The 23,028-nt window shown below is 34.8% G+C and carries 18 protein-coding genes; 17 read left to right on the top strand and 1 reads right to left on the bottom strand.

Going from position 1 to position 23,028, the window contains the following annotated elements; genetic code table 11:
• Window positions 1–14 precede the first annotated feature (14 nt).
• From BM077_RS00760 to BM077_RS00695, 14 genes are all read left to right on the top strand, one after another.
• A complete protein-coding gene (locus BM077_RS00760) occupies window positions 15–662 on the top strand; it encodes a glycosyltransferase family 2 protein (RefSeq protein WP_089747112.1) in 648 nt (215 codons plus the stop codon).
• 86 nt (window positions 663–748) lie between these two features.
• Window positions 749–1,402: an MgtC/SapB family protein gene (locus BM077_RS00755; protein WP_255361515.1), complete on the top strand. Its 654-nt coding sequence runs from the start codon at window positions 749–751 to the stop codon at window positions 1,400–1,402.
• Window positions 1,403–1,414: 12 nt separating this feature from the next.
• Window positions 1,415–5,722 (top strand): PolC-type DNA polymerase III, encoded by a 4,308-nt coding sequence (locus BM077_RS00750; protein ID WP_089747108.1) that lies wholly within the window; start codon window positions 1,415–1,417, stop codon window positions 5,720–5,722.
• 239 nt (window positions 5,723–5,961) lie between these two features.
• Window positions 5,962–6,426, top strand: a complete 465-nt coding sequence (rimP, locus tag BM077_RS00745; protein WP_089747107.1) for a ribosome maturation factor RimP — start codon at window positions 5,962–5,964, stop codon at window positions 6,424–6,426.
• 24 nt (window positions 6,427–6,450) lie between these two features.
• Window positions 6,451–7,581 (top strand): transcription termination factor NusA, encoded by a 1,131-nt coding sequence (nusA, locus tag BM077_RS00740; RefSeq protein ID WP_090095085.1) that lies wholly within the window; start codon window positions 6,451–6,453, stop codon window positions 7,579–7,581.
• 77 nt (window positions 7,582–7,658) lie between these two features.
• Complete coding sequence (gene infB / locus BM077_RS00735; protein WP_089747103.1) at window positions 7,659–9,665, top strand: translation initiation factor IF-2; 2,007 nt, start codon at window positions 7,659–7,661, stop codon at window positions 9,663–9,665.
• A 19-nt stretch (window positions 9,666–9,684) separates the two neighbouring features.
• Window positions 9,685–10,044, top strand: a complete 360-nt coding sequence (gene rbfA, locus BM077_RS00730; RefSeq protein ID WP_089747101.1) for a 30S ribosome-binding factor RbfA — start codon at window positions 9,685–9,687, stop codon at window positions 10,042–10,044.
• Between the two features lie 15 nt (window positions 10,045–10,059).
• Entirely contained in the window at window positions 10,060–11,052 is a 993-nt protein-coding gene (locus tag BM077_RS00725) for a DHH family phosphoesterase (protein ID WP_089747099.1), read from the top strand.
• Between the two features lie 25 nt (window positions 11,053–11,077).
• The gene (locus tag BM077_RS00720) at window positions 11,078–11,998 is read left to right on the top strand and encodes a bifunctional riboflavin kinase/FAD synthetase (protein ID WP_177175523.1); all 921 of its coding nucleotides are present in this window, start codon (window positions 11,078–11,080) and stop codon (window positions 11,996–11,998) included.
• A gap of 127 nt (window positions 11,999–12,125) precedes the next feature.
• The gene (rpsO, locus tag BM077_RS00715) at window positions 12,126–12,392 is read left to right on the top strand and encodes a 30S ribosomal protein S15 (RefSeq protein ID WP_089747095.1); all 267 of its coding nucleotides are present in this window, start codon (window positions 12,126–12,128) and stop codon (window positions 12,390–12,392) included.
• Window positions 12,393–12,501: 109 nt separating this feature from the next.
• Window positions 12,502–14,619 carry a polyribonucleotide nucleotidyltransferase gene (gene pnp / locus BM077_RS00710; RefSeq protein WP_089747094.1) on the top strand — a complete coding sequence of 706 codons (2,118 nt, stop codon included), beginning with the start codon at window positions 12,502–12,504 and terminating at the stop codon, window positions 14,617–14,619.
• A 109-nt stretch (window positions 14,620–14,728) separates the two neighbouring features.
• Window positions 14,729–15,565, top strand: coding sequence for a deoxyribonuclease IV (locus BM077_RS00705; protein WP_089747092.1), 837 nt, complete (start codon window positions 14,729–14,731; stop codon window positions 15,563–15,565).
• Between the two features lie 14 nt (window positions 15,566–15,579).
• Window positions 15,580–18,090: a helicase C-terminal domain-containing protein gene (locus BM077_RS00700; protein ID WP_089747090.1), complete on the top strand. Its 2,511-nt coding sequence runs from the start codon at window positions 15,580–15,582 to the stop codon at window positions 18,088–18,090.
• A 98-nt stretch (window positions 18,091–18,188) separates the two neighbouring features.
• A complete protein-coding gene (locus BM077_RS00695; RefSeq protein WP_089747089.1) occupies window positions 18,189–19,127 on the top strand; it encodes a cell wall hydrolase in 939 nt (312 codons plus the stop codon).
• Between the two features lie 104 nt (window positions 19,128–19,231).
• Here the strand turns inward: BM077_RS00695 and BM077_RS00690 are convergent, their stop codons facing one another.
• Entirely contained in the window at window positions 19,232–20,425 is a 1,194-nt protein-coding gene (locus BM077_RS00690; RefSeq protein WP_089747087.1) for an N-acetylmuramoyl-L-alanine amidase, read from the bottom strand.
• A 155-nt stretch (window positions 20,426–20,580) separates the two neighbouring features.
• Between BM077_RS00690 and BM077_RS00685 the strand changes: the two genes are divergently transcribed.
• From BM077_RS00685 to BM077_RS13945, 3 genes are read left to right on the top strand one after another with little or no spacing between them, the layout of a single operon-like run.
• A complete protein-coding gene (locus BM077_RS00685; RefSeq protein ID WP_089747085.1) occupies window positions 20,581–21,366 on the top strand; it encodes a polysaccharide deacetylase family protein in 786 nt (261 codons plus the stop codon).
• On the top strand, window positions 21,367–22,101 hold the full coding sequence (locus tag BM077_RS00680; protein ID WP_089747083.1) for a polysaccharide deacetylase family protein: 735 nt from the start codon (window positions 21,367–21,369) through the stop codon (window positions 22,099–22,101).
• A gap of 9 nt (window positions 22,102–22,110) precedes the next feature.
• A complete protein-coding gene (locus BM077_RS13945) occupies window positions 22,111–22,971 on the top strand; it encodes a VanW family protein (RefSeq protein ID WP_089747081.1) in 861 nt (286 codons plus the stop codon).
• Window positions 22,972–23,028 lie beyond the last annotated feature (57 nt).

Below are 23,028 nucleotides of genomic sequence, written 5' to 3'. Positions count from 1 at the left end.
TAGGAGGTTGATTAATGGAGATAGCCGCCATTATTCCTGCTTATAATGAAGAGAGAACTATCGCCCAAGTAGTTAATGTAGTAAAAAAACATCATCTTATTGATACAACGATTGTAGTTAGTGATGGGTCAACCGATGAGACTGCTAATGTTGCCCGGGAGCAAGAGGTTAAAGTTATTGAATTGGAGGATAATATTGGTAAAGGGGGAGCGATGAAGGTAGGAGTAGATAGTACTAAAGCTGAATTGATCCTCTTTTTAGATGCTGATTTAGTAGGTTTGACCGAGAAACATATTAACAGTTTATTACGACCATTAATTGAAGAAGATGTAGATATGACTATCGGACTCTTTGCCAAAGGAAGAGTAGCAACTGATCTAGCACAAAAGATTGCGCCATTTTTGTCGGGACAACGTGGTGTTAAAAGAAAGATACTACAGGATATCTCTAATTTGGATATGACAAGGTTTGGGGTTGAGGTTGCATTAACACAATATGTAAAAGAAAATGAAGTGCAGATTAAGGAAGTAGTTTTAGAAGATTTAACCCATGTGATGAAAGAAGAAAAGTTAGGTTTTTTAAAAGGATTTAAAGCTAGAATGAAGATGTATTGGGAAGTATTAAAAAATATTCCTAATCGTAAGAAGAATAAGATAGATTAATAGATGTTGTTGCTTGCTTAATCAAGCAACAACATCTATTAATTTTAGGGAGTGTGATCTAAATTTTAAGCCAAATTGAGATATTTTTGAGATTATTATTAGCAACATTATTAGGTGGATTAATTGGTTGGGAGAGAGAGAGTAATTCAAGACCGGCAGGATTTAGAACTAATATACTGGTCTGTGTTGGCGCAGCATTAATAATGGTGGTGTCGATTGGGTTATATCATCTTTTTCAATCCTCTAGGGCAGCGGACCCCTCGCGAATTGCTGCTCAAGTAGTAAGTGGAATAGGTTTTTTAGGAGCAGGAACGATTATTAGAGAGGGTTTTTCAGTTAAAGGGTTGACTACTGCTGCTAGCTTATGGGCTGTAGCGGGAGTTGGACTAGCAGTAGGAGCAGGTTTTTACTTTAGTGCAATCAGTGGAACTGTTTTGATCTTCTTAACTTTGAGTATTCTAAATACTATTGAGCATAATATTGCTCAAAAAAGTGGCTTGCGAAATTTAAGAGTTAAAGTCTTTGACCAACCAGGAGAAGTAGGTAAGATAGGTTCGGTTTTAGGTGACTATAATGTTCATATTGTTGATGTAAGTATCGATCATATTCGGAATGAACCAAATATTTATGTTAATTTACAAGTGAGAGTTCCAGATGACCTTAACCAAAATCAAGTAATTCAGCATTTAGCTCAAACTACCGGAGTTATTCAGGTAGAATGGAAAGAGGGCGGAAGCTAAAGGAGTGTTCGAATGAGTCGGATATATATTAAGCCAGCTAAAGAGAGTAAGATTTTAAGGGAAGTAATTACTGAATTAGTTAACCAATTTGATGAAGAGGTACTTACACAAATTAAGTTTAAAAAAGTAGTATTACAGCTACAAGATGAAAGATTAGAAATCTATGGTAAAGCGGCTAAATATTTAAGAAAGAAAGGTTTAGAAGAGGTACTAGTTAAACTAATTAAAGCTAGAGTTAATGGTTTAAAGTCGATAGAATGTCGATTTAATTACTTTGAGGCTAATAGAACTTTAAGAGAAAGATTAGAAGATTATTGGGAAGAGTTAGTGCAGGAAGTCAAAAGTAATTTTTCAATGACTAACGGCTGGTTATTAAATGCTAAATGGCAAATTATTGATAAACAAAAATTAATGATTGAAATTAAGAATAAATTAGGAATTGAGAAGTTGCGGAATAAGAAATGTGATCAATTAATTTCTGAATTAATAGCAGATGAATTAGGTTCTAAATTGCAAGTTGAATTTGAGTTAGGCGATTTTAGTGCAGAAACAGAAAGATTAGCTAAAGAACGTCAAAAAGAGAATGATGATTATATTAAGAGTCTAATGGCTGCGGTTGATTCACAGGCACCAGGTGGTTCTAAGAAGAATAAAGCGTCAAAATCGAAGATTGTTATGGGTAAGAAGATTAAGAGTGATAGCACAATTATTAAAGAAATACAGAATGAAGAAAGAAGTGTTACATTAAAAGGGCAAGTTATAGATTTAGAAGTTAGAGAATTGAGGAGCGGTAGAAATTTAGTCATTTTTGCTTTAACTGATACTACCGATTCAATTACTGCCAAAGTATTTGAAGAAAAAGACGGTAAAGTAGCAGCAGAAGTCTCTAAAGGAGACTGGCTCATAATTAGGGGAAGGGCTCAAATTGATAAATATACCCAGGAGTTAACAGTAATGCCTCGAGATATAAATAGATTTAAACCAGAGGTTAAGACTGATGATGCACAAAAGAAGAGGATTGAATTACATCTTCATACGAAGATGAGTGCGATGGATTCGGTAGTTGATGTAGGTGAAGTGATTAATCGAGCTGATGAATGGGGACATTCTGCCATTGCCATCACAGACCACGGTGTTGTGCAGGCTTTTCCTGAGGCTTATAATGCTTCCCAAGGTAAAGATATTAAGGTAATTTATGGTTTGGAGGCCTACTTGGTGGATGATGGTGAGCCAATTATCTTAAATCCAATTGATAAATCAATAATGGATGAGACATTTGTTGTCTTTGATTTAGAAACAACTGGCTTTAATCCTCATAATAATGAAATTATAGAGATTGGGGCTGTTAAATTAAAAGAGGGAGAAGTAGTTGAGTCTTACCAGACATTTATCAATCCGAGACGAGAGATTCCAGATAAAATTACTGAATTAACTGGAATCACTAATGATATGGTAGTTGACGCACCGAAATTGGAAGAGGTAATAGATGACTTTTTAGAATTTATTGGGGACCATACGATCGTTGCTCATAATCTTTCGTTCGACCTTAGTTTTATTGAAGATAAATTAAGAAGATTAGATAGATCTAAATTAACTAATCCAGGTTTAGATACTTTAAATTTATCGCGAGCTTTATTGCCAGAAATGAAGAGTCATAAACTCAATAAACTGGCTGATAGATTTAATAAAACATTAGATAACCATCACCGAGCCAGTGATGATGCTCAAGTCACAGGAGAAATCTTATTAGAATTAATAGCATTAATGGAAGAAGAGGAGATCACTAACTTAATAAAGATTAATCAATTAGTAAGTGAAATTGATCATAAGCGAATCTATCCTCATCACACAACTATCTTAGTTAAGAATCAAAAAGGGCTTAAGAACCTTTATAAATTAGTTTCTAAGTCTCATATAGATACTTTTTATAAAAAACCACGAATTCTTAAGAGTGATTTGTTGGAGAAGAGGAAAGGGTTAATTATTGGTTCAGCTTGTGAGGCAGGACAGCTATATAAAGCTGTATTAAATGGAAAACCGGATAATGAACTTGAAAAATTAGCTAAATTTTATGATTATTTAGAGCTACAGCCGGTAGGTAATAATAAGTTCTTATTAGAAAAAGGAGAGGTCGATTCTTTAGAAGACTTAGAAGAGATTAATCAGAAGATCTATCAACTAGGAAAGAAATTAGGTAAACCTGTGGTTGCTGCTGGAGATGTTCACTTCTTAGATCCAAAGGATAGTATTTATCGACAGATATTGATGGAAGGTCAAGGTTTTGATGATGCAGCAGACCAAGCACCCTTATACTTTAGAACGACAGATGAAATGTTAGATGAGTTTTCATATTTTGATGAAGAAGTGGCTAAAGAATTAGTAATCGATAATCCTAAAAAGATAGCGAATATGACTGAAGAAATCGAAATAATTCCTGATCAACTATTTACACCAACGATTGAGGGAGCCGATGAAGAGGTTAGAAATATGGCTTATGAAAAGGCCAAATTATGGTATGGAGATCCTTTGCCTGAACTTGTGGAAAAGAGATTAGAGCGAGAGCTTAATTCTATTATTGGGAACGGTTATGCAGTTATCTATTTGACCTCGCAGAAATTAGTTAAGAAATCATTAGATGATGGTTATTTGGTCGGCTCTCGAGGGTCAGTAGGTTCTTCATTTGCGGCGACAATGACAGATATCACCGAGGTTAATCCGTTACCACCTCATTATAGATGTCCCGAGTGCAAACACTCTGAATTTATTACGGATGGTTCTATTGGCGTAGGGGTTGACCTTGAAGATAAGGACTGCCCGGAATGTGGTGTTAAGCTTATCAAAGATGGATATGATATTCCGTTTGAGGTCTTTTTAGGTTTTGAAGGAGATAAGGTGCCTGATATTGATCTTAACTTTTCTGGTGAATATCAGCCAGAAGTGCATAAGTACACTGAGACATTGTTTGGCAAAGATTATGTCTATAGAGCTGGAACTATATCTACTATTGCTAACCGAACAGCTTATGGTTTTGTTAAAGGTTATGCTGATGATAACGGCTTGATTCTAAGAAAGGCCGAAACTACTCGTTTAGTTTCTGGTTGTACAGGAGTAAGAAGAACTACCGGACAGCATCCTGGTGGGCAGATAGTTGTACCACAAGACAAGGAAATTTATGACTTTACTCCGGTACAAAAACCGGCCAATGATATGAGCACAGATACTTTGACAACTCATTTTGATTTCCACTCTATTCATGATAATCTCTTAAAGTTAGATATTCTTGGTCATGATGATCCAACCAGTATTAGAATGTTACAGGATATTACCGGAATTGATCCCCAAGATATTCCTTTGGATGATCCGGATACTATGGCGATCTTTTCAGGTTTAGAGTCATTAGGAGTTACGGAAGATGATATCGGAACTACAGTTGGAACTCTAGGAATTCCTGAGTTTGGGACTAGTTTTGTGCGGCAGATGCTAGAGGATACAAGACCTACTACTTTTGCTGAATTAGTAAGAATTAGTGGTCTTTCTCATGGTACTGACGTATGGTTAAATAATGCTCAAGATTTAATTAAAGAAGGTACTGCTGAATTAGCAGAAGTAATCTCCGTTAGAGATGACATCATGAACTATTTAATCCAGAAAGGGGTAGAACCTAATCAAGCTTTCTGGATTATGGAACATGTTCGTAAAGGGAAAGGTTTAACTGAAGAAGAGGAAGCGGCAATGATAGAGCAAGATGTACCACAATGGTATATTAAGTCCTGTAAAACGATTAAATATATGTTCCCTAAAGCTCACGCTGTTGCTTATGTTATGATGGCTTTTAGAATTGCTTACTTTAAAGTGCATCATCCAGAAGCCTTTTATAATACTTACTTTACGATTAAGGCTGATGATTTTGATGCACAGATAGTAATCCAAGGAGAAGAATTTATCAAAAAGAAGATTACAGAGATTAGAAGTAAAGGTAATGATGCTACCCAAAAGGATAAGAATACATTAACGGTATTAGAGATAGTAATTGAAGCGATGCAAAGGGGTATTGAATTTACTAATGTCCATCTTTATGATTCTAAAATAAATGAGTTTAAAATTACTGATGAAGGATTACGACCTCCGCTAATTACTTTACAAGGTTTAGGGTCTAGTGCAGCAGAAAGTATTATTCAAGCTAGGAATGAAGAAAAGTTTACTTCTATTGAAGATTTAAGTAATCGGGCTAGTGTTAGCAAGACAGTTATTGAAGTAATGAAAGAGCATGGCTGTTTAGAGGGTCTACCAGAAACTAATCAATTGTCATTATTTGGTTAATTTGCATTTTGACTTGCAAAGATTTATAGAATATGCTAAAATGTTATGTGGACATAATGTATATATTTTCAGTAGTTTAGGGTAAGAGTGGGAGGTAGGTCAACCCACTCTTTCCTTGTTATATAAGAATTATACCTTGTACATATCATTGATAATATGCTTGTTAGAGCCAGTAGACGTATACCAGAATAATGTAAAGGGTTTAGGAAAGAATAAATAGCAAAGGAGGGAGTAGTCAAATGGGAAGGAAGATGGAAAATTACGTTTTTGATTTGGCTAAGCCAGTTGTTGAAGAGTATAATTTAGAATTAGTAGCTGTTGAATACCAAAAAGAAGGACAAAATTGGGTTTTAAGAGTATTTATTGATGATGAAGATGGGATTACTTTAGACCATTGCCAGGATGTAAGTAAAGAGTTGAGTGCCCAATTAGATATTGAAGATCCAATTAATGAGTCATACATATTAGAGGTTTCATCCCCAGGGTTAGACCGCCCATTACGAAAGGATGAAGATTTTGATAGATTTGCTGGACATTTGGTTGATGTTTCTACATATGCTCCAATTAATGGTGAACGAGACTTTACTGGTGAATTATTAGGTTTAGATGATAGTATGGTTAAGTTAAAGATGGATGATGGCAGTGATATTATTGAAATTCCTAAGGCTAAGATTGCAAAAGCTAATTTAGCTTTGGAATTTTAGGGCTTTATTAAGGGAGGCGTTAGCATGAACGTAGAATTAATTCGAGCACTAGAGGATATTGAGAAAGATAAGGGGATTCCAAAAGAAAGGCTGTTACAAGCGATTAGAGCAGCGCTTGAATCAGCTTATAAGAAGAATTTTGGTTCAAAACAGAATGTTGAAATCGAGATTGAAGAAAATACTGGGGAAGTAAATGTTTACTCCAATAAGCAAGTCGTAGAGGAGGTAACTGATCCTAATTTAGAAATCTCTTTAACTGAAGCACAGAAGATTAATCCTGATTATGAATTAGAAGACGTAGTTGGAATAGAGGTAACACCAAGTAATTTTGGTCGTATTGCTGCTCAGACTGCAAAACAGGTAGTTATTCAGCGAATTCGTGAAGCAGAACGAGAGATTGTTTATGAAGAGTTTGCTAATCTAGAAGGTGATATTCTGACTGGTATCATACAGAGACACCATAATAGTAATGTGATTGTTGATTTAGGAAGGACTGAGGCACTCTTAATTCCACCGGAACAGATTCCTAATGAAACTTATGAGTCAAACGAAAGAATTAAGATTTATATTGTAGAAGTAGAGCAGGGTAATAAAGGACCAAAGATTTTAGTATCACGAACTCACCCTGGGCTTTTAAAGCGATTATTTGAATTAGAAGTGCCAGAAATTCATGATGGGATTGTAGAGATTAAAGGGGTAGCTAGAGAAGCAGGTTTTAGATCTAAAATCGCTGTTTACTCTAATGACCCAGAGGTTGATGCTATTGGGGCTTGTGTAGGTCCTAACGGAATGCGAGTGCAGGCTGTAGTTGAGGAACTAAATGGTGAAAAGATAGATATTATTGAGTGGAATGAAGAACCTAAAGAATTGATTGCTAATGCGTTAAGTCCGGCTGAGGTAATTGGAGTTGCTACTGATGAAGAGGAACAAGTAGCACAAGTAGTTGTACCTGATTATCAATTATCATTAGCAATTGGTAAAGAAGGTCAAAATGCTAGATTAGCTGCGAAGTTAACTGGTTGGAAGATCGATATTAAGAGTGAGTCACAGGTTGGTGAAGAATCACTAGAGGAATTAAAGAAGGATGAGCAGATTGAGGATGAAGTTGAAGGATTTGATTTTACTGAAATCGATTTAAGCGAATACCTTGATTAAGGGGAAGACGCTTTAATATAGATTTTTTGATGTAGATTGTGGTGTGTTTGTCTAAATTAGTTGGAGGTGCGTAAGTTATGGGGAAGATTCGAGTTTATAAGTTAGCCCAAGATTTGGGACTATCTAGCTCAGAAATATTAGATTTATTAAGTGAATTAGGTGTAGATGCGAGTAGTCATATGAGTACAGTAGATGATGAAACAGCTGACTTGCTAACAGAGATGGTCTCTGATGAAAGTCAATCAGAAGCAGCAGCTCAAGAAGGGAATGAAACAGGAGAAATAGATAATAGCGTAGAGCAAGATATAGAAGAAGAGAATATAATTGAAATTGAAGGGACTTTAACGGTTAAAGAGTTAGCCGAAAAATTAGATATAGAGCCTAATTCTTTAATTCAGAATTTAATTGGTTTAGGTATTATGGCTACAATTAATCAAGAACTAGACCAAGATACGATTGAAATTATTCTTGATGATTATGGATACACAGCAAAATTTGGTGTAGAAAGTGAAGAGGAAGAAGAAATTTCTCTTAATGAATTAGTGCAGGATATAGAAGATAAGCCGGAAGATTTACAAGCAAGACCACCAGTAGTTACAGTAATGGGACACGTAGACCATGGAAAGACAACACTTTTAGATGCGATTAGAGAAACAAATGTAACTGAAAGTGAAGCCGGAGGTATTACTCAGCATATTGGTGCTTATCAGGTAGAAATAAGTGGGGATAAGGTTACGTTTTTAGATACTCCGGGCCATGAGGCTTTTACATCTATGCGAGCCAGAGGAGCACAAGCAACTGACATTACAATTTTAATTGTAGCTGCTGATGATGGAATTATGCCGCAAACAGTAGAAGCTATTAATCACGCCCAGGCGGCTGAAGTACCAATTATTGTTGCTATTAATAAGATTGATAAACCTAATGCTCAGCCGGATAGAGTTAAACAAGAGTTGACTGAACATGGATTAGTGCCTGAAGAGTGGGGTGGAAATACTATATGCGTTCCAATCTCTGCGCTTAAGAAACAGAATCTTGATGAATTATTAGAGATGGTAACCTTAGTATCAGAAATGGAAGAGTTAAAAGCTAATCCAGACCGCTTAGCTAACGGAGTAATTGTAGAAGCAGAATTAGATAAAGGCAGAGGTGCAGTAGCTACAGTCTTAGTTCAAAATGGAACTTTAAAAGTAGGAGATCCACTAGTAGCTGGATTGGCTTATGGGCGAGTCAGGGCAATGATTAATGACCAAGGGGCAAGGGTAGAAGAGGCTACACCTGCGACTCCAGTAGAAGTTTTAGGATTTAATTCTGTACCACAAGCTGGTGATCTTTTACAGGTCTTAGAAAATGAAAAAGTAGTTAGAACATTAGCTGAAGACCGTCAGGATATTAAGCGACAGCAAGATTTAGGTAAGAATAAGACAGTTACGTTAGATGATCTCTTTGATCAGATTCAGCAAGGAGAAATCAAGGATTTAAATATCATTGTTAAAGGTGATGTGCAAGGTTCAGTAGAGGCAATCAAAGAAGCTTTATTACAGCTTAGTACTGATGAAGTACAGGTTAATATCGTACATAGCGGTGTTGGTGCGATACGCGAGGCCGATATTATGTTAGCTACAGCATCTAATGCAATTGTAATTGGGTTTAATGTTAGACCGGACAATAATGCACGACATGTAGCAGAGAAGGAACAAGTTGATGTAAGAACTTATCGAGTTATTTATAAAGCTTTAGAGGATATTAGAGCTGCTATGGAAGGGCTATTAGATCCGGATTATAAGGAAGTAATATTAGGAAGAGTAGAAGTTAGAGATACATTTAGTGTACCGAAAGTTGGTACTATTGCTGGTTCTTATGTAACCAATGGTAAAGTAAGTCGTAATGCTAAAGCTAGATTATTAAGAGATGGCGTCGTTATCTTTGAAGGAGATATTGCTTCGTTAAAGCGATTTAAAGATGATGCCAAAGAGGTAGCTGAAGGATATGAATGTGGGATTGGTTTAGAGAACTTTAATGATATTAAAATTGGAGATGTTATTGAAGTTTATGACTATGAAGAAGTGAAACGTACCCTTTAATTTAGAGGAGTTGATTTCTATGGCTAATCACCGTCCCCGAAGAGTAGCAGAACTAATCAAAAAAGAAATTAGTCAAATGTTATTACATGATGAGATTAAAGACCCACGTATTGGTTTTGTAACCATTACTGATGTTGAAGTTTCTGGAGACCTTCGTCATGCTAAAGTATTTGTCAGTGTTTATGATAAGGACCCGAAGGTGAAAGAAGATACGATGGAAGGATTAGAGAATGCCGTTGGCTATGTTCGGCGGGAGTTAGGACAGCGGATTCGTCTTCGTCACACACCGGAGATATTATTTAGGTATGATGATTCTATTAAGAGAGGAACTAGAATCTTCAAAATATTAGAGGATTTAGATCAGGAAAATGAAGAATAAAGGACTTGATTTTTAATGAAAAAGTATCAACATTTAATTAATTTAATAGAGAAGCATGATAATTTTTTGTTAACTGCTCACGTTAATCCAGATGGAGATAGTATTGGTTCTCTCTTAGGATTACAATATCTATTAGAACCCTATGCTCAAAAGATAGATATTCTTTTAGCTGATCCAGTACCACAATATTTAAGATTCTTAAATGGAGCTAACGATATCTATTTAGTTAATGATTTACCAGATGAGATTAAAGCGGAAGATTATGACCTGTATTTCATACTAGATTGTAGTGCTTTAGATAGAATTGGTCAAGTTAAAGATTTCTTTGTTCCAGAAGTAAGGAAGATTAATATTGACCATCATAGTGACAATAGTAATTATGGTGCTTATAATTATGTTGATGCTACGGTTTCAGCTACTGGAGAGTTAATTTATAATTTAGCAGTAGAGTTAGGGAGTAATTTTCAATTTGATTTTGGAATGGCAATTGCTACTGCTATTATTACCGATACTGGTAATTTTAGATATTCTAATACTTCTCCAGAGACACATCGTATTATTGCTGATATGTTAGAGTTAGGGGTGGATACCCAAGAGATAATTAAGAATGTCTATGAGACCGAAAGCTATAGTAGTATGAAACTGAAAGGCAAAGTATTAACTAATCTTGAAGTAACTGCCAATGGACAGGTAGCTTGGACAGTGGTAGATGAACCAATGTTAGCTAAATTAGGAGCTGCTTGGGAGGATACAGAAGGGTTAGTTAATTATCCGCGGAGTCTGAAGGGAGTTGAGGTAGGAGTTCTATTCAAAGGGGTAGAGCCAGAAAAGACTAGAGTTAGTCTTAGGTCAAACAATTATTTTCCGGTCAATGAGTTTGCCCATCAATTTGGGGGTGGAGGTCATCCCCGGGCTGCTGGTTGTACCATTCAAGCTCCATTAGCAGAGGCTAAAGACACTTTGTTAGAAAAGCTACAAATGAAACTTAAGCAGATAAAAGATGATTAATTTGTTCTTTAAAGGGGAGACTAAGATGGAAGTCATTAGAGATGGAAGTATTAAGAATGAAATAGAAGACGTAGTGGTGGCTTTAGGAACTTTTGATGGAGTCCATTACGGCCATCAACAGATCATTAATGAAACAATAACTGATGCAAAGAAATCAAACTGTAAAAGTGCTTTATTTACTTTTGCTCCCCACCCTTTAAGTATTTTAAGTTCTAAAGCGGCTCCAGGTTTAATCACTAATTGGGAACAAAAGAGTAGAATATTAAGCGATTTGGGATTAGATAAAATCTATCTTAAAGAATTTAATTCTGATTTTGCTAAATTAAACTTTCGAACTTTTGTTGAGGATTACTTAGTAAAAGGAGTTAATGCTAAAAAAGTAGTTGTAGGTCAAGACTTTAGATTCGGGTATAAAGGTTTAGGGAATGTCGAACGATTAAAAGAACTAGGTTTAGAATTAGGATTTAAAGTCAAGGTGCTAGGACAAGTAACTGTAGAGGAAGAGATTGTTAGTAGTACTTATATTCGTGGTTTAATTGCAACAGGACAAGTAGAGAAAGTCAAAACTTACTTAACTCGTAATTACTCACTAATTGGGAAAGTCATTAATGGAGACCAGCGTGGTAGAGAGTTAGGCTTTCCTACTGCAAATTTAAAACCGGTAACTGACTATATAACCCCTGCTTCCGGTGTGTATGCAGTTTATGTTCATATAGTAGGTAAGAAGTTAGCTGGAGTAGCTCATCTAGGACCACGGCCAACCTTTGATAACGATGACTTTACAATTGAGGTTCATATTTTAAATTTTAATGATGATCTTTATCAACGGGAGATTGAAGTAGAGTTTATAGAGAGGATAAGGGGAGAATTAAATTTTAATGATCAACAAGGTTTAATTAAACAGATTAAAGATGATATAGCTACAGCTAAGCAGATCTTAATTTAGAAAGCAGTTTACAAGTGAAGTACTTTATGTTAAAATTATATAGGAGTTTGAACCATTGACTAGGGATAACGATTCACCAACGTCGTTCTTGGTTAATGGGGATCATAATTTAAGGAGGTGAAGTTTAATGCTAATTGAAGCAAAGAAAGAGGAAATTATTGAAAAGTTCAGTCGTCATGAAGGCGATACTGGATCTCCAGAGGTACAGGTTGCACTTTTAACAGCTCGTATTGAAGAATTAACTGAGCATTTAAAAGAGCATAATAAAGATCACAGTTCAAGACGTGGTCTATTAAAGATGGTTGGGAGACGTAAGCGATTGCTTAAGTATTTAAGAGAGAATGCTATTGAGAGATACCGAGCTTTAATTGATGAGTTAGGTATTAGAGGTTAATAAATAATTAAGAGCGGGGATTTCCCGCTCTTATTTGTATAAGTATTTTTTGCTATAAATAAAATGTTTAAAAATACATAAAATACTAAGTAAAAAGGAGCGTTGATAAATGAAGAAAGAATGGCAAGTAGAATTCGGTGGTAGGGAATTAACTATCGAAACCGGCAAATTAGCTAAGCAGGCTAATGGTTCTGTTTTAGTTAAGTATGGAGAGACAGTTGTCTTAGTAACTGCTACTATGTCAGACCCTCGGCCAGGAATTAGTTATTTTCCACTAATGATTAACTATGAAGAAAGACTATACGCTGCTGGAAAGATACCAGGTGGTTTTATTAAGCGTGAAGGTAGGCCTAGTGAAATGGCTACTTTGACTTCAAGATTAATCGATAGACCACTGCGACCTTTATTTCCAAAAGGTTTTAGAGACGACGTACAGATTGTAGCTACAGTTTTATCAGTGGATAATGATAATGCACCTGATATAGCTGCTATGATTGGAGCTTCAGCTGCGTTGACTATTTCTGATATTCCGTTTGATGGACCGATTGGTGGGGTTAATATAGGTATGATTGATGGTGAATTCGTAGTTAACCCTACGTTAGAACAGAAAGAGGAAAGCCCACTGGACTTAGTTGTTGCTGGCAATAAAGACGGAGTAATGATGGTTGAAGCTGGTGCTGATGAGGTTAAGGAAGATAAGATGATCGAAGCTATTGAATTTGGACAAGAAGTAAATCAAAAGGTAATTAAATTACAAGAAGAGATGGCAGCCGAGGTAGGAAAAGAAAAAGCAGAAGTAGAATTAGTTACTACAGATGATCCAGAACTTGAAGCAGAAGTTAGAGAATATGTAGGCGATAAAATTAAAGATGCTGCTCAGACAGAAGAGAAGAGTGAAAGAAATGATAATGTTGACCAAGTCAAGGCAGAAATAACAGATTATTTTGAAGAAAAATTTGCTGAAGAAGAAGATAAAGATTATAAGATGCAAGTAGTTCATAATACATTAGATAAGCTTCTAAAAGAGGCTATACGTAGTTTAGTCTTAGATGAAGGAGTTAGAGTAGATGGACGAGCTGTAGATGAAGTTCGACCAATCTGGTGTGAAGTAGGAATCCTACCACGGGCTCATGGTTCAGGAGTCTTTACTAGAGGACAAACTCAAGCTATGACAGTAGCGACTTTAGGTGCTGTTGGTGATGAGCAGATTTTAGATGGATTAGAAAATGCTGAATCGAAGCGGTATATGCATCATTATAACTTCCCATCCTTTAGTGTTGGTGAGACAGGACCAATTAGAGGACCAGGACGTCGTGAGATAGGACACGGTGCTTTAGGTGAGAGAGCATTGAGGCCAATGATTCCAAGTCATGAGGAATTTCCTTATACTATTCGTATGGTCTCTGAAGTCTTAGAATCAAACGGTTCTACTTCTCAGGCTAGTATCTGTGGTAGTACTTTAGCTTTAATGGATGCTGGGGTGCCAATTAAAAAGCCAGTGGCAGGTATAGCTATGGGTCTTATGAAAGAAGGAGAAAAGGTTCAAATTTTATCTGATATCCAAGGAATTGAAGACTTTAATGGAGACATGGACTTTAAAGTAGCAGGAACTGAAGATGGAATCACTGCTTTACAGATGGATATTAAGATTAAAGGAGTCCCTAAAGATATTTTAGTTAAGGCTTTAGAACAGGCTCGTAAAGGACGACTTCATATCCTTAATGAGATGTTAAAAGTCATTTCTGAATCAAGAGAAGACTTATCTCCATATGCACCAAGTATCATAACTATTGAGATTGATCCTGAGAAGATTAGAGATGTAATTGGACCTGGAGGTAAGACGATTAAGAAGATTGTTGATGAGAATGATGTTAATATAGATATCGAGGATGACGGAACAGTCTTTATTTCTGCTGAAAATCAAGAAGGTGGGCAGAATGCTAAAAGGATAATAGAGAAGATAACAGAAGATGTGGAGGTTGGTAAGCTTTATTTAGGAGAAGTAAAGAAAGTTACTAACTTTGGTGCTTTTGTTGAAGTCTTACCTGGAAAAGAAGGTTTAGTTCACATTTCTGAGTTAGCAGATTATCATGTTAAGAAAGTAGAGGATATCTTAGAACTAGGTGATGAAGTGTTAGTAAAAGTAATTGGTATTGATGATAGAGACCGTATTAATTTATCACGAATTGAAGCTATTAAGCAGCAAGAACAAGAAGAAGATAGATAAGTTTTCTAATTTTATCTATCTTTCTCCTTAGACATAAACTGGAGTTATTCTAGTTTATGTTTTTTATGCTTTGCAATCGAACATTCATTCTAATAGGTGAGGTGAAAAGATGAAATTAGGAGCCCATATGTCAATTGCTGGTGGAGTTGATAAAGCAGTAGATAGAGCAAAAGAATTAGGGATAAATACTTTTCAGATCTTTTCTAAAAATCCACGGGGGTGGAAAGGAAAAGAGTTAAGTCAAGACCAAGTTAAATGTTTTAAGAAGAAGGTTAAAACAGGGGAGATATTATCTGTAGTAGTTCATGTGAATTATTTGATTAATTTAGCTACTCCTAAAGACGAGTTACATGAGAAGTCTAAAACAGCACTTAAAGATGATATTCAGCGGGCTGACCTTTTGAATGCTGATTACTTAGTTCTACATCCTGGAAATCATACTGGATCAGGAGTTGGGGCAGGGATTAAGCGAGTCAATCAAGCTTTAAAAGAAGTGATTGCTGAGACTGAACCAGAAGTAAAATTATTATTAGAGAATGTAGCAGGAGCCGGAACAGAAGTAGGGGCTAACTTTGATGAATTAGCAAAGATGGCAGATGGTATTTCTTTAGGACGAGTAGGTATCTGTTTAGATACCTGTCATGCTTTTGCTGCTGGTTATGACTTAAGTACAGAAGAAGGTTTGGAAGATCTTATAAATGAGATTGAAGAGACATTTGGTGTAGAAAACCTATCGGTAATCCACACTAATGATTCTAAAGGAGAATTAGGAAATAATAAAGACCGTCATTATCATATTGGTCAAGGTAAGATTGGTTTAGATGGATTCGATAATTTAGTTAATCATCCACAATTGAGAGATAAAGCCTTTATTATTGAAACACCGGTTGATGAATTTGGTAATGATGAGATAAATCTAAAGCAAATTAGTGATCTAAGAGAATAATTTGGGGTGATTTGATGGAAGTTTTAGATTACTTTACTTCAGAAGTGAAAAATGAATTAAAAGAAGTGATAAAGACGGCTAAAGGGCAGGAAGTTTACTGCATTGGACGTTTGACAGGTGAAAAAGAGGTTATTGATGAAATAGAAGTAGTAGCTAGAGGTAATAAGACGGCTGTTCCAGTACCAGCTGCCAAGTTGAAACCAGGAGAAGTAGTAATTCACAATCACCCTAGTGGTAATTTAAGCCCTTCTCAACCTGATCTTAACCTTGCGGCTAAATTTGGAGCTCAAAGTATTGGTTTTATTATTGTTAATAATTTAGTTGATGAACTTTATGTAGTAGTTGAGCCAGGATTAGAACCTGAAGTGAAGGAGGTCCCAGTATCAGAGATTAGTGATATCTTTGCTACTGGCAACCTTTTAGATAATGCTCTACCTAATTATGAGTATCGCTATCAACAACAGACTATGGCTGAGGTAATAAGTAAAGCCTTTAACCGACAGACCCATCTCTTAGTAGAAGCCGGAACAGGTACCGGTAAGTCTTTAGCTTATTTAATTCCTAGTATCTATTGGGCAACACAGAATGATCAAAAAGTTGTGGTCTCTACTAATACTATTAATTTACAAGAGCAATTAATTAATAAAGATATTCCTTTTTTAAAGAAGACATTAGATTTAGACTTTAAAGCGGTCTTAGTTAAGGGGAGAAGGAATTATGTCTGTCTAAGAAAGGTCTATAGCTTACAGGAGATAGCTGATCAGGTATTCGAAAATAAGGAACGCGATTCATATATTCAACTGCTAGATTGGGTTCAAGATGCTCAAACTGGATGTCGTTCAGAACTTGTCTTTCAGCCAGAATACTCTGTATGGGAGAAAGTTGCTTCAGAGAGCGATACTTGCTTGCGGAGTAATTGTTCCTATCATGGTGAATGCTTCTTTACTAAAGCAAGGATGAAGAGTATTAATGCCGACCTTTTGATTGTGAACCATCATTTGTTGTTTGCTGATATTGCTGTACGTAAAGAAGAAGGTATGGACCTTGAGGTAGCTGTCTTACCGAAGTATAAGCATATTGTATTAGATGAAGCACATAATGTAGAAGAAGTAGCTACTAACTATTTAGGAAAGCGAATTAGCAAGCAGCAACTACTTAAGTATTTATATGATTTACACACTAAAGAGGCGAAGAAAGGAATTCAAGGTTTCTTAATGGAGGTTAGATTTAGAGTTAACCAAGCACGGAGTGAGATTAATAAAGATCGTAGATTAGAGTTACAAAGACTGATTGATAATATATTACAACCATTAGTATTAAAAGTAACCGATCGAACTAATAATTTCTTTAATAGATTAATTAATTTCAAGAAAGGTTTAGAATCTGAAGAGGAAAAAGAGAATAAATTGCGTTTAAAAGATGAATTAACGAGTCAAGATAGTTGGCGAGAAGTGGTTGAGGAGACTGATAATCTTTTATTATCTATGAATCAATTAAGCAGAAAATTGATAGGATTGCAACAGGAACTTGAGTTACTACCTCAAAATGCTATTGATGATTATGAAGGTTTATTATTAGACTTAAATGCAAGAGTAAATCGTTTAAAAGCAATGAACAAAGTCATTGACGCGGTAATTAATGATTCAGATGATAATGTAGTGAACTGGATCGAAATAAATCAGAATAGTAAAGGTGAATTTAGGGCGAATTTGAATTCTGCCCCTATAAATATTGCTAATGAGTTTAGGGAAAATTTATTAATTGAAATCGATTCAATTATTTTTACTTCTGCTACGTTAACTGTTGACCATTCATTTGCTTATATTAGAGAAAGGTTGGGCTTAGAAGAGGATTTAGTAGCCGAATTACAGACCGGAGATCCCTTTAATTATGATGAACAAGCTATGTTAGCAATACCACTAGATATGCCAGAACCTTATACAAAAGAATTTACTACTCAGGCTTTAAAAGTTCTAAAAGAGTTGTTGATTGCTAATCAAGGGCGAAGTTTAGTCTTATTTACTTCATATGGAATGTTAAATACTTTTTATTATAAATTAAAACCACAATTAGAGGATACAAAGATTAATCTATATCGTCAAGGCGAAAAGTCACGTCACTTATTAATCCAGGATTTTAAAGATGATTTAGCTCCTGTAATTATGGGGACCGATAGCTTTTGGGAAGGGATAGATATTCCGGGTCAGAAGTTAAGTTCTGTAATCATTGTTAAGTTACCTTTTCAAGTACCGACTGATCCAATTATTGAGGCTAAAGTTGAAGAATTAGAATCAGCAGGGAAGAATGCTTTTAGTAATTATATGTTACCACGAGCAGTAATTAAATTTAAACAAGGCTTTGGTAGATTAATTAGGTCTAAATCAGATTCGGGTGCAGTAGTGGTTTTAGATAAAAGAATTATCAATAAAAGGTATGGAAAGGCATTTATTAACTCTATTCCTCAGGGATGCCAATTAGTAACAGAGAATCATAAAAAAATAGCCAAAATAATTAATAAATTTTAAATTTAAAAGAGGAATTAAAAGTATTTATCAAGAAATATAAATGTGGTTATATTATAGTTTGTTAATTTTGGGAAGCTTCTTTATTTAGGGGGATGGATATGTGGCGTAAAAGATTGGTTATGGTCTTTATTATTTTATCTATTTTATTACTTGCATTAGTATCAACAGGATTTGCTACACCGCAATTTGAATTATATTATGAGGTTCAACCAGGAGATGCCTTATATACAATTGCTAATGAATTTGGAACTACAGTTAAAAGATTAGAAGAGGTCAACAATTTAGAGGATAAATTCATAAAAGAAGGACAAGAAATTATAATTCCACAAGAACACAAAGCTGGTCAGCAAGTAAAAAAAGATTATGAAATTAATCTATTAAAGGAATTATATGATGAAGAGGAAGTTATGAAGTATAAATTGCATAGAGATAATGGTAAAGTCATTATTAAGTTAAATGATGATTCTACAGAGGATATAGATGTTTCAAATTTGAGAACATTAGATTACTATATTAAATCCGGTGATACTCTTTATGAATTAGCACAAGAATTTAATACATCAGTAACTGTGTTAAGAAAACTAAATAATTTAAACAATACGGATGTAATTAGAATAGGAGATAAAATTACTTTACCAATTAATAATTTAACTCCTAAACAGGTGATTGCTAAGACTATCTCTAAAGAAGAGTTAAATTTATTGGCACGATTAATTAATAGTGAAGCACGAGGAGAACCATTTATTGGACAAGTTGCTGTTGGGGCAGTGGTGTTAAATAGAGTTGTTAGCAATTATTTTCCGGATACTATTAGAAGTGTAATCTATCAACCAGGACAGTTTACTCCTGTTAGTAATGGTCAAATTAATATGAGACCGAGTTGGACAGCCTATCGTGCTGCTAGAGCTGCCTTAGCTGGACAAGACCCATCACGAGGAGCATTATACTTCTATAATCCAAGGACTGCTAAGACTATGTGGTGGTTATCAACAAGAAGCACATTGGTACAGATTGGTGATCATGTATTTGCTGAATAGAACTTAATATCTTTAAAAGTTTCTACAAAGATATATTGACTAGAAGTTATTTATACTTTGAAATTAAATATAGTTATTTATATAATCAAGAAAGACCTACCTTTTTAAGGTAGGTCTTTCTCGGTTATAGGATGATTAAGGAGGAGGTGTCCGTTGATTGTGTTTATTCGCTTGCCGGCAATTAAAAGCTGTACCCCTTCGATCTCTGAAAATTGAGTTAGGGTTTTAACGATAGCGGATAAAGTTAATCTTTCTCCAGTACTTCCTCCCCAGTGATTAGTAATTAAATTTTCACTAAAGTTTACATAAGCAATCTTATTCTTAATCTTCACTCCCAATAGTCTAGTGCCAGTTGGGATAACATGGTAAAGATTTTCTTTACCTTGTGGACCTTCTATTAAATCCTGTACTGATTCATAAGCTAAATTTTCAACTAATGACATATTAGGTCTATTATTTAAGATGTTAGCAACGGTAATCTCCTTACTAACTGGTACTAAGAACTCATTTGCTGGTCTATTTTTGGCAAAATAGAGTTTGAATTGGTTATTATTGATGACTTCTTTAGCAGTATATTTAGTTGATGTTTCTGAAGTCGGAGTATTGTTAGGAGGTAAATGTAACGTATTATTTAGGTAGTTAATAATGCCTTTCTTAATAGCTTTTGCAATTTCTTTTTTAGTTTCATTGTTAGTTAGTCGCTTATAATCTTTTTGATTACTTAAAAATCCTACTTCTACTAATACTGCTGGCATTTCTGTATTCTCTAAAACATAATAAGGGCCGGGTTTTATCTGGCGATAGTTTTCAGGTTGGATGTTGATTAATTCTTCTTGAATAGATTTGGCTAATGCCTTGCTTTTTTCAGAGTTGGGAGTATAAAATGTTTGACCACCAAAAGAACTAGCTCCAGGGAAACTATTTACATGGATGCTGACAAAGAGGTCAGCATTTTTTTTATTGGCTAATTCAGCACGATGGATAATATCTTTTTTGCGGCTGTTTTGGTATAGAGAATCAGCTTTTCTAGTCATAATTGTTTTAATACTACCTTTTTCAAGCATATCCCTTAATTGCTTAGCAATATATAAATTAATATTCTTTTCATGAACGCCATTGCGACTAGTACCATCATCGATACCACCGTGCCCAGCATCGATGATAATTAATTTTTCTAATTTAGAGAAGTTACTATTGTGGGTAATGCCACTAGCTAAGAAACTGAAGGTAAAGAAGATAACTATAATACCAATAGTTAATTGTGGCTTAGAAATGACTAATAATTTTGTTGATTTCATCTTAAGTCTCCTTAAATGACTATCTATAAAAATTATATTAGGCTATTTACTGAAATATGTTCTGTAATATTTACCAAAATAGGATTTTAGTTATATTTAAATTAAATTACGAATAAGTAGTTAGCAGAGAAGGTCATATTGAGGAGGAGTTTAAGTTGAATTTATATTTATCTAAAAAACTTACGTTAACCTTAGTTTTGATTTTATTTGTTGGAGTCTTTATGTTAGGAAATCTAAGTCCTGACTTAAGTCGAACAGTAAGTCTATTAACCTCTAAAAGATTAGTACCAATTTATAAGGTCGATACTCCAGAAAAGAAATTAGCTATTACTTTAGATGGGATGTGGGGGGCAAAGTATACACCGAAATTATTAGAAATCTTTAAAAAGAATGATGTAGAGATTACTTTTTTCTTTGGTGGTAATTGGTTAGAAGATTATCCAGATATGGCAAAGAAGATTGTTGCTAATGGACATGAGATCGGGAACCATACTTATAGCCATCCTCATTTGAATTCGCTGAGCAAGTCAGAGATTAAGGAGGAGTTAACTAGAAATCAGGAGTTAATTGAGAATTTAGTTGGAGAACAACCTAAGTTATTTAGGCCGCCATTTGGTGAATATAGTAATAAAGTAATAAAAGTAGCTAATGAATTAGGTTTTCAAACTATTCAATGGAGTATTGATTCTTTAGATTGGAAAGAACCAGGAACTAATTTTATAGTTAATAGGATTTTAGAGAAAGCAGGACCTGGTGAAATTATCTTAATGCATAATAACGGGGTGCATACCGCTGAGGCATTAGAGATTTTAATTCCTAAATTAAAGGATAAAGGTTATGAAATAGTTAAGTTATCTAAGTTAACATATGATGATAATTATTATATTGAAAGTCATTCGGGTGTTCAAAAGAAGCAAGTTAGCACTAAGGAGAGTGATTAAATGTTTAAAAAATTCAATCGTAAAGTAAAATTTTATTTTATACCCCTACATCGGGGATTATTATTTCTAATCTTAATTTTACTAGTGGGGGTCAGTCTTTTAGCTAATAATTTAACTTCGAATGATAGACCGGTATTTAATGAGATAAAGCCTTATTATCATGGACCTCAAGATAAAGCGGAAATGGCTTTAACTATCAATGTTGCTTGGGGTCAAGAGCATATTCCAGGGATATTAAAGGCTTTAGGTGAAAAAGAAGTAAAAGCTACTTTTTTCTTTACAGGTAAGTGGGTAGAGAAGTTTCCAGAGTTGACAAAGGAGATAGCTGAAGCAGGACATGAGGTGGGGAATCATGGTTATAGTCATCCCCATCCTAATCAACTATCTAAACAAGGATTAATTAATTTAATAAAGAAGAATGAAGAATTATTAATCGAAGTAACGGGGTATCAGACCAAACTATTTGCTCCTCCTTATGGTGAGTATAATGATAGAGTAGTGAAAATCGTAGATGAACTAGGTTACAGAACAATCCTATGGACTGCTGATACTATTGATTGGCAAAGACCAGCTCCAGAAGTAATAATTAATAGAGTATTGAAGAAGGCTAGTAATGGAGGCATTGTACTTATGCATCCTACGGCGCCAACTGTTAAGGCGTTACCAAACCTAATTGATAGATTGAGAGAGAAAGGGTATAAATTAGTAACTGTCTCTCAATTATTATCTGAATAGGGTGGTTAGATGTTAGATAAGCTTAGATTTAAAGTTGTTAAGTTGCAAAAAATCATAATCATCTGTTTAATAATTATAACTTTATTTTTGACAACTAACTTAATAGTTGAAAGGTTGAAACGCCAATTATATGGAGTAGCATCAGAAGTAATTTATGAAAATCAGGATATGAGTTATCTATTTCGGGCAGAAGTTTATGAGATAGTCTATAAAGAAGCTCAGAAGCGGCGAGTTTGGAGTAAAGAAGCAAAAATCGACTCTGATTCAGGTCAGGTAACTTCAGAAAAAGAAGGACAAATTTTAGACATAGAGAGTACAGTTGAGGAGATTATGCTAGCTGATGAAGGTAAAGAAATAAATTCTATTATCTATGAAATCAAACCATATATGACTGAGGAAATTTTAGAGAAGGTTACAAATGTAATCGGTAGCTATCGTACCTCTATCGGTGGTAGCTCTAATCGAGTTAAAAATATAAGAGTGGCTGCTAAAAGTATAAATAATACTTTAGTTTTACCCGGTGAAACTTTTTCTTTTAATCAAGTAGTAGGTCCTCGGACTGAAGAAAGAGGATATAAAGGTGCACCTGTTATTATGAACGGGGTTATAGTAACTGGGATCGGTGGTGGAGTCTGTCAGGTTTCAAGTACTTTATATAACGCAGTGCAGAAAGCTGATTTAGAAGTAGTAGAAAGATATCCTCATTCAAAAAGAGTAAGATATGTACCTCCAGGCCAAGATGCAGCGGTAGCATGGAATTCTTTAGATTTTAAATTTAATAATCAGTATTCTTTACCAGTAATTATTAAAGGCAGCGTTTATGGAAGACAAATACTTATTAAAATTTTAGGTGCTAAAGAGCAGGAATAGAGAACCTTGATAATGAAATAGATTATTGGTTAGTAAACAGAACACTATTGGAGGTAA

The organism is Candidatus Frackibacter sp. WG13 (genome assembly GCF_900114655.1).
Classification (GTDB): Bacteria; Bacillota; Halanaerobiia; order Halobacteroidales; family Acetohalobiaceae; genus Frackibacter.
The sequence above is the reverse complement of the archived record's forward strand: the minus strand, read 5'-3'. Positions and strand labels throughout refer to the sequence as shown.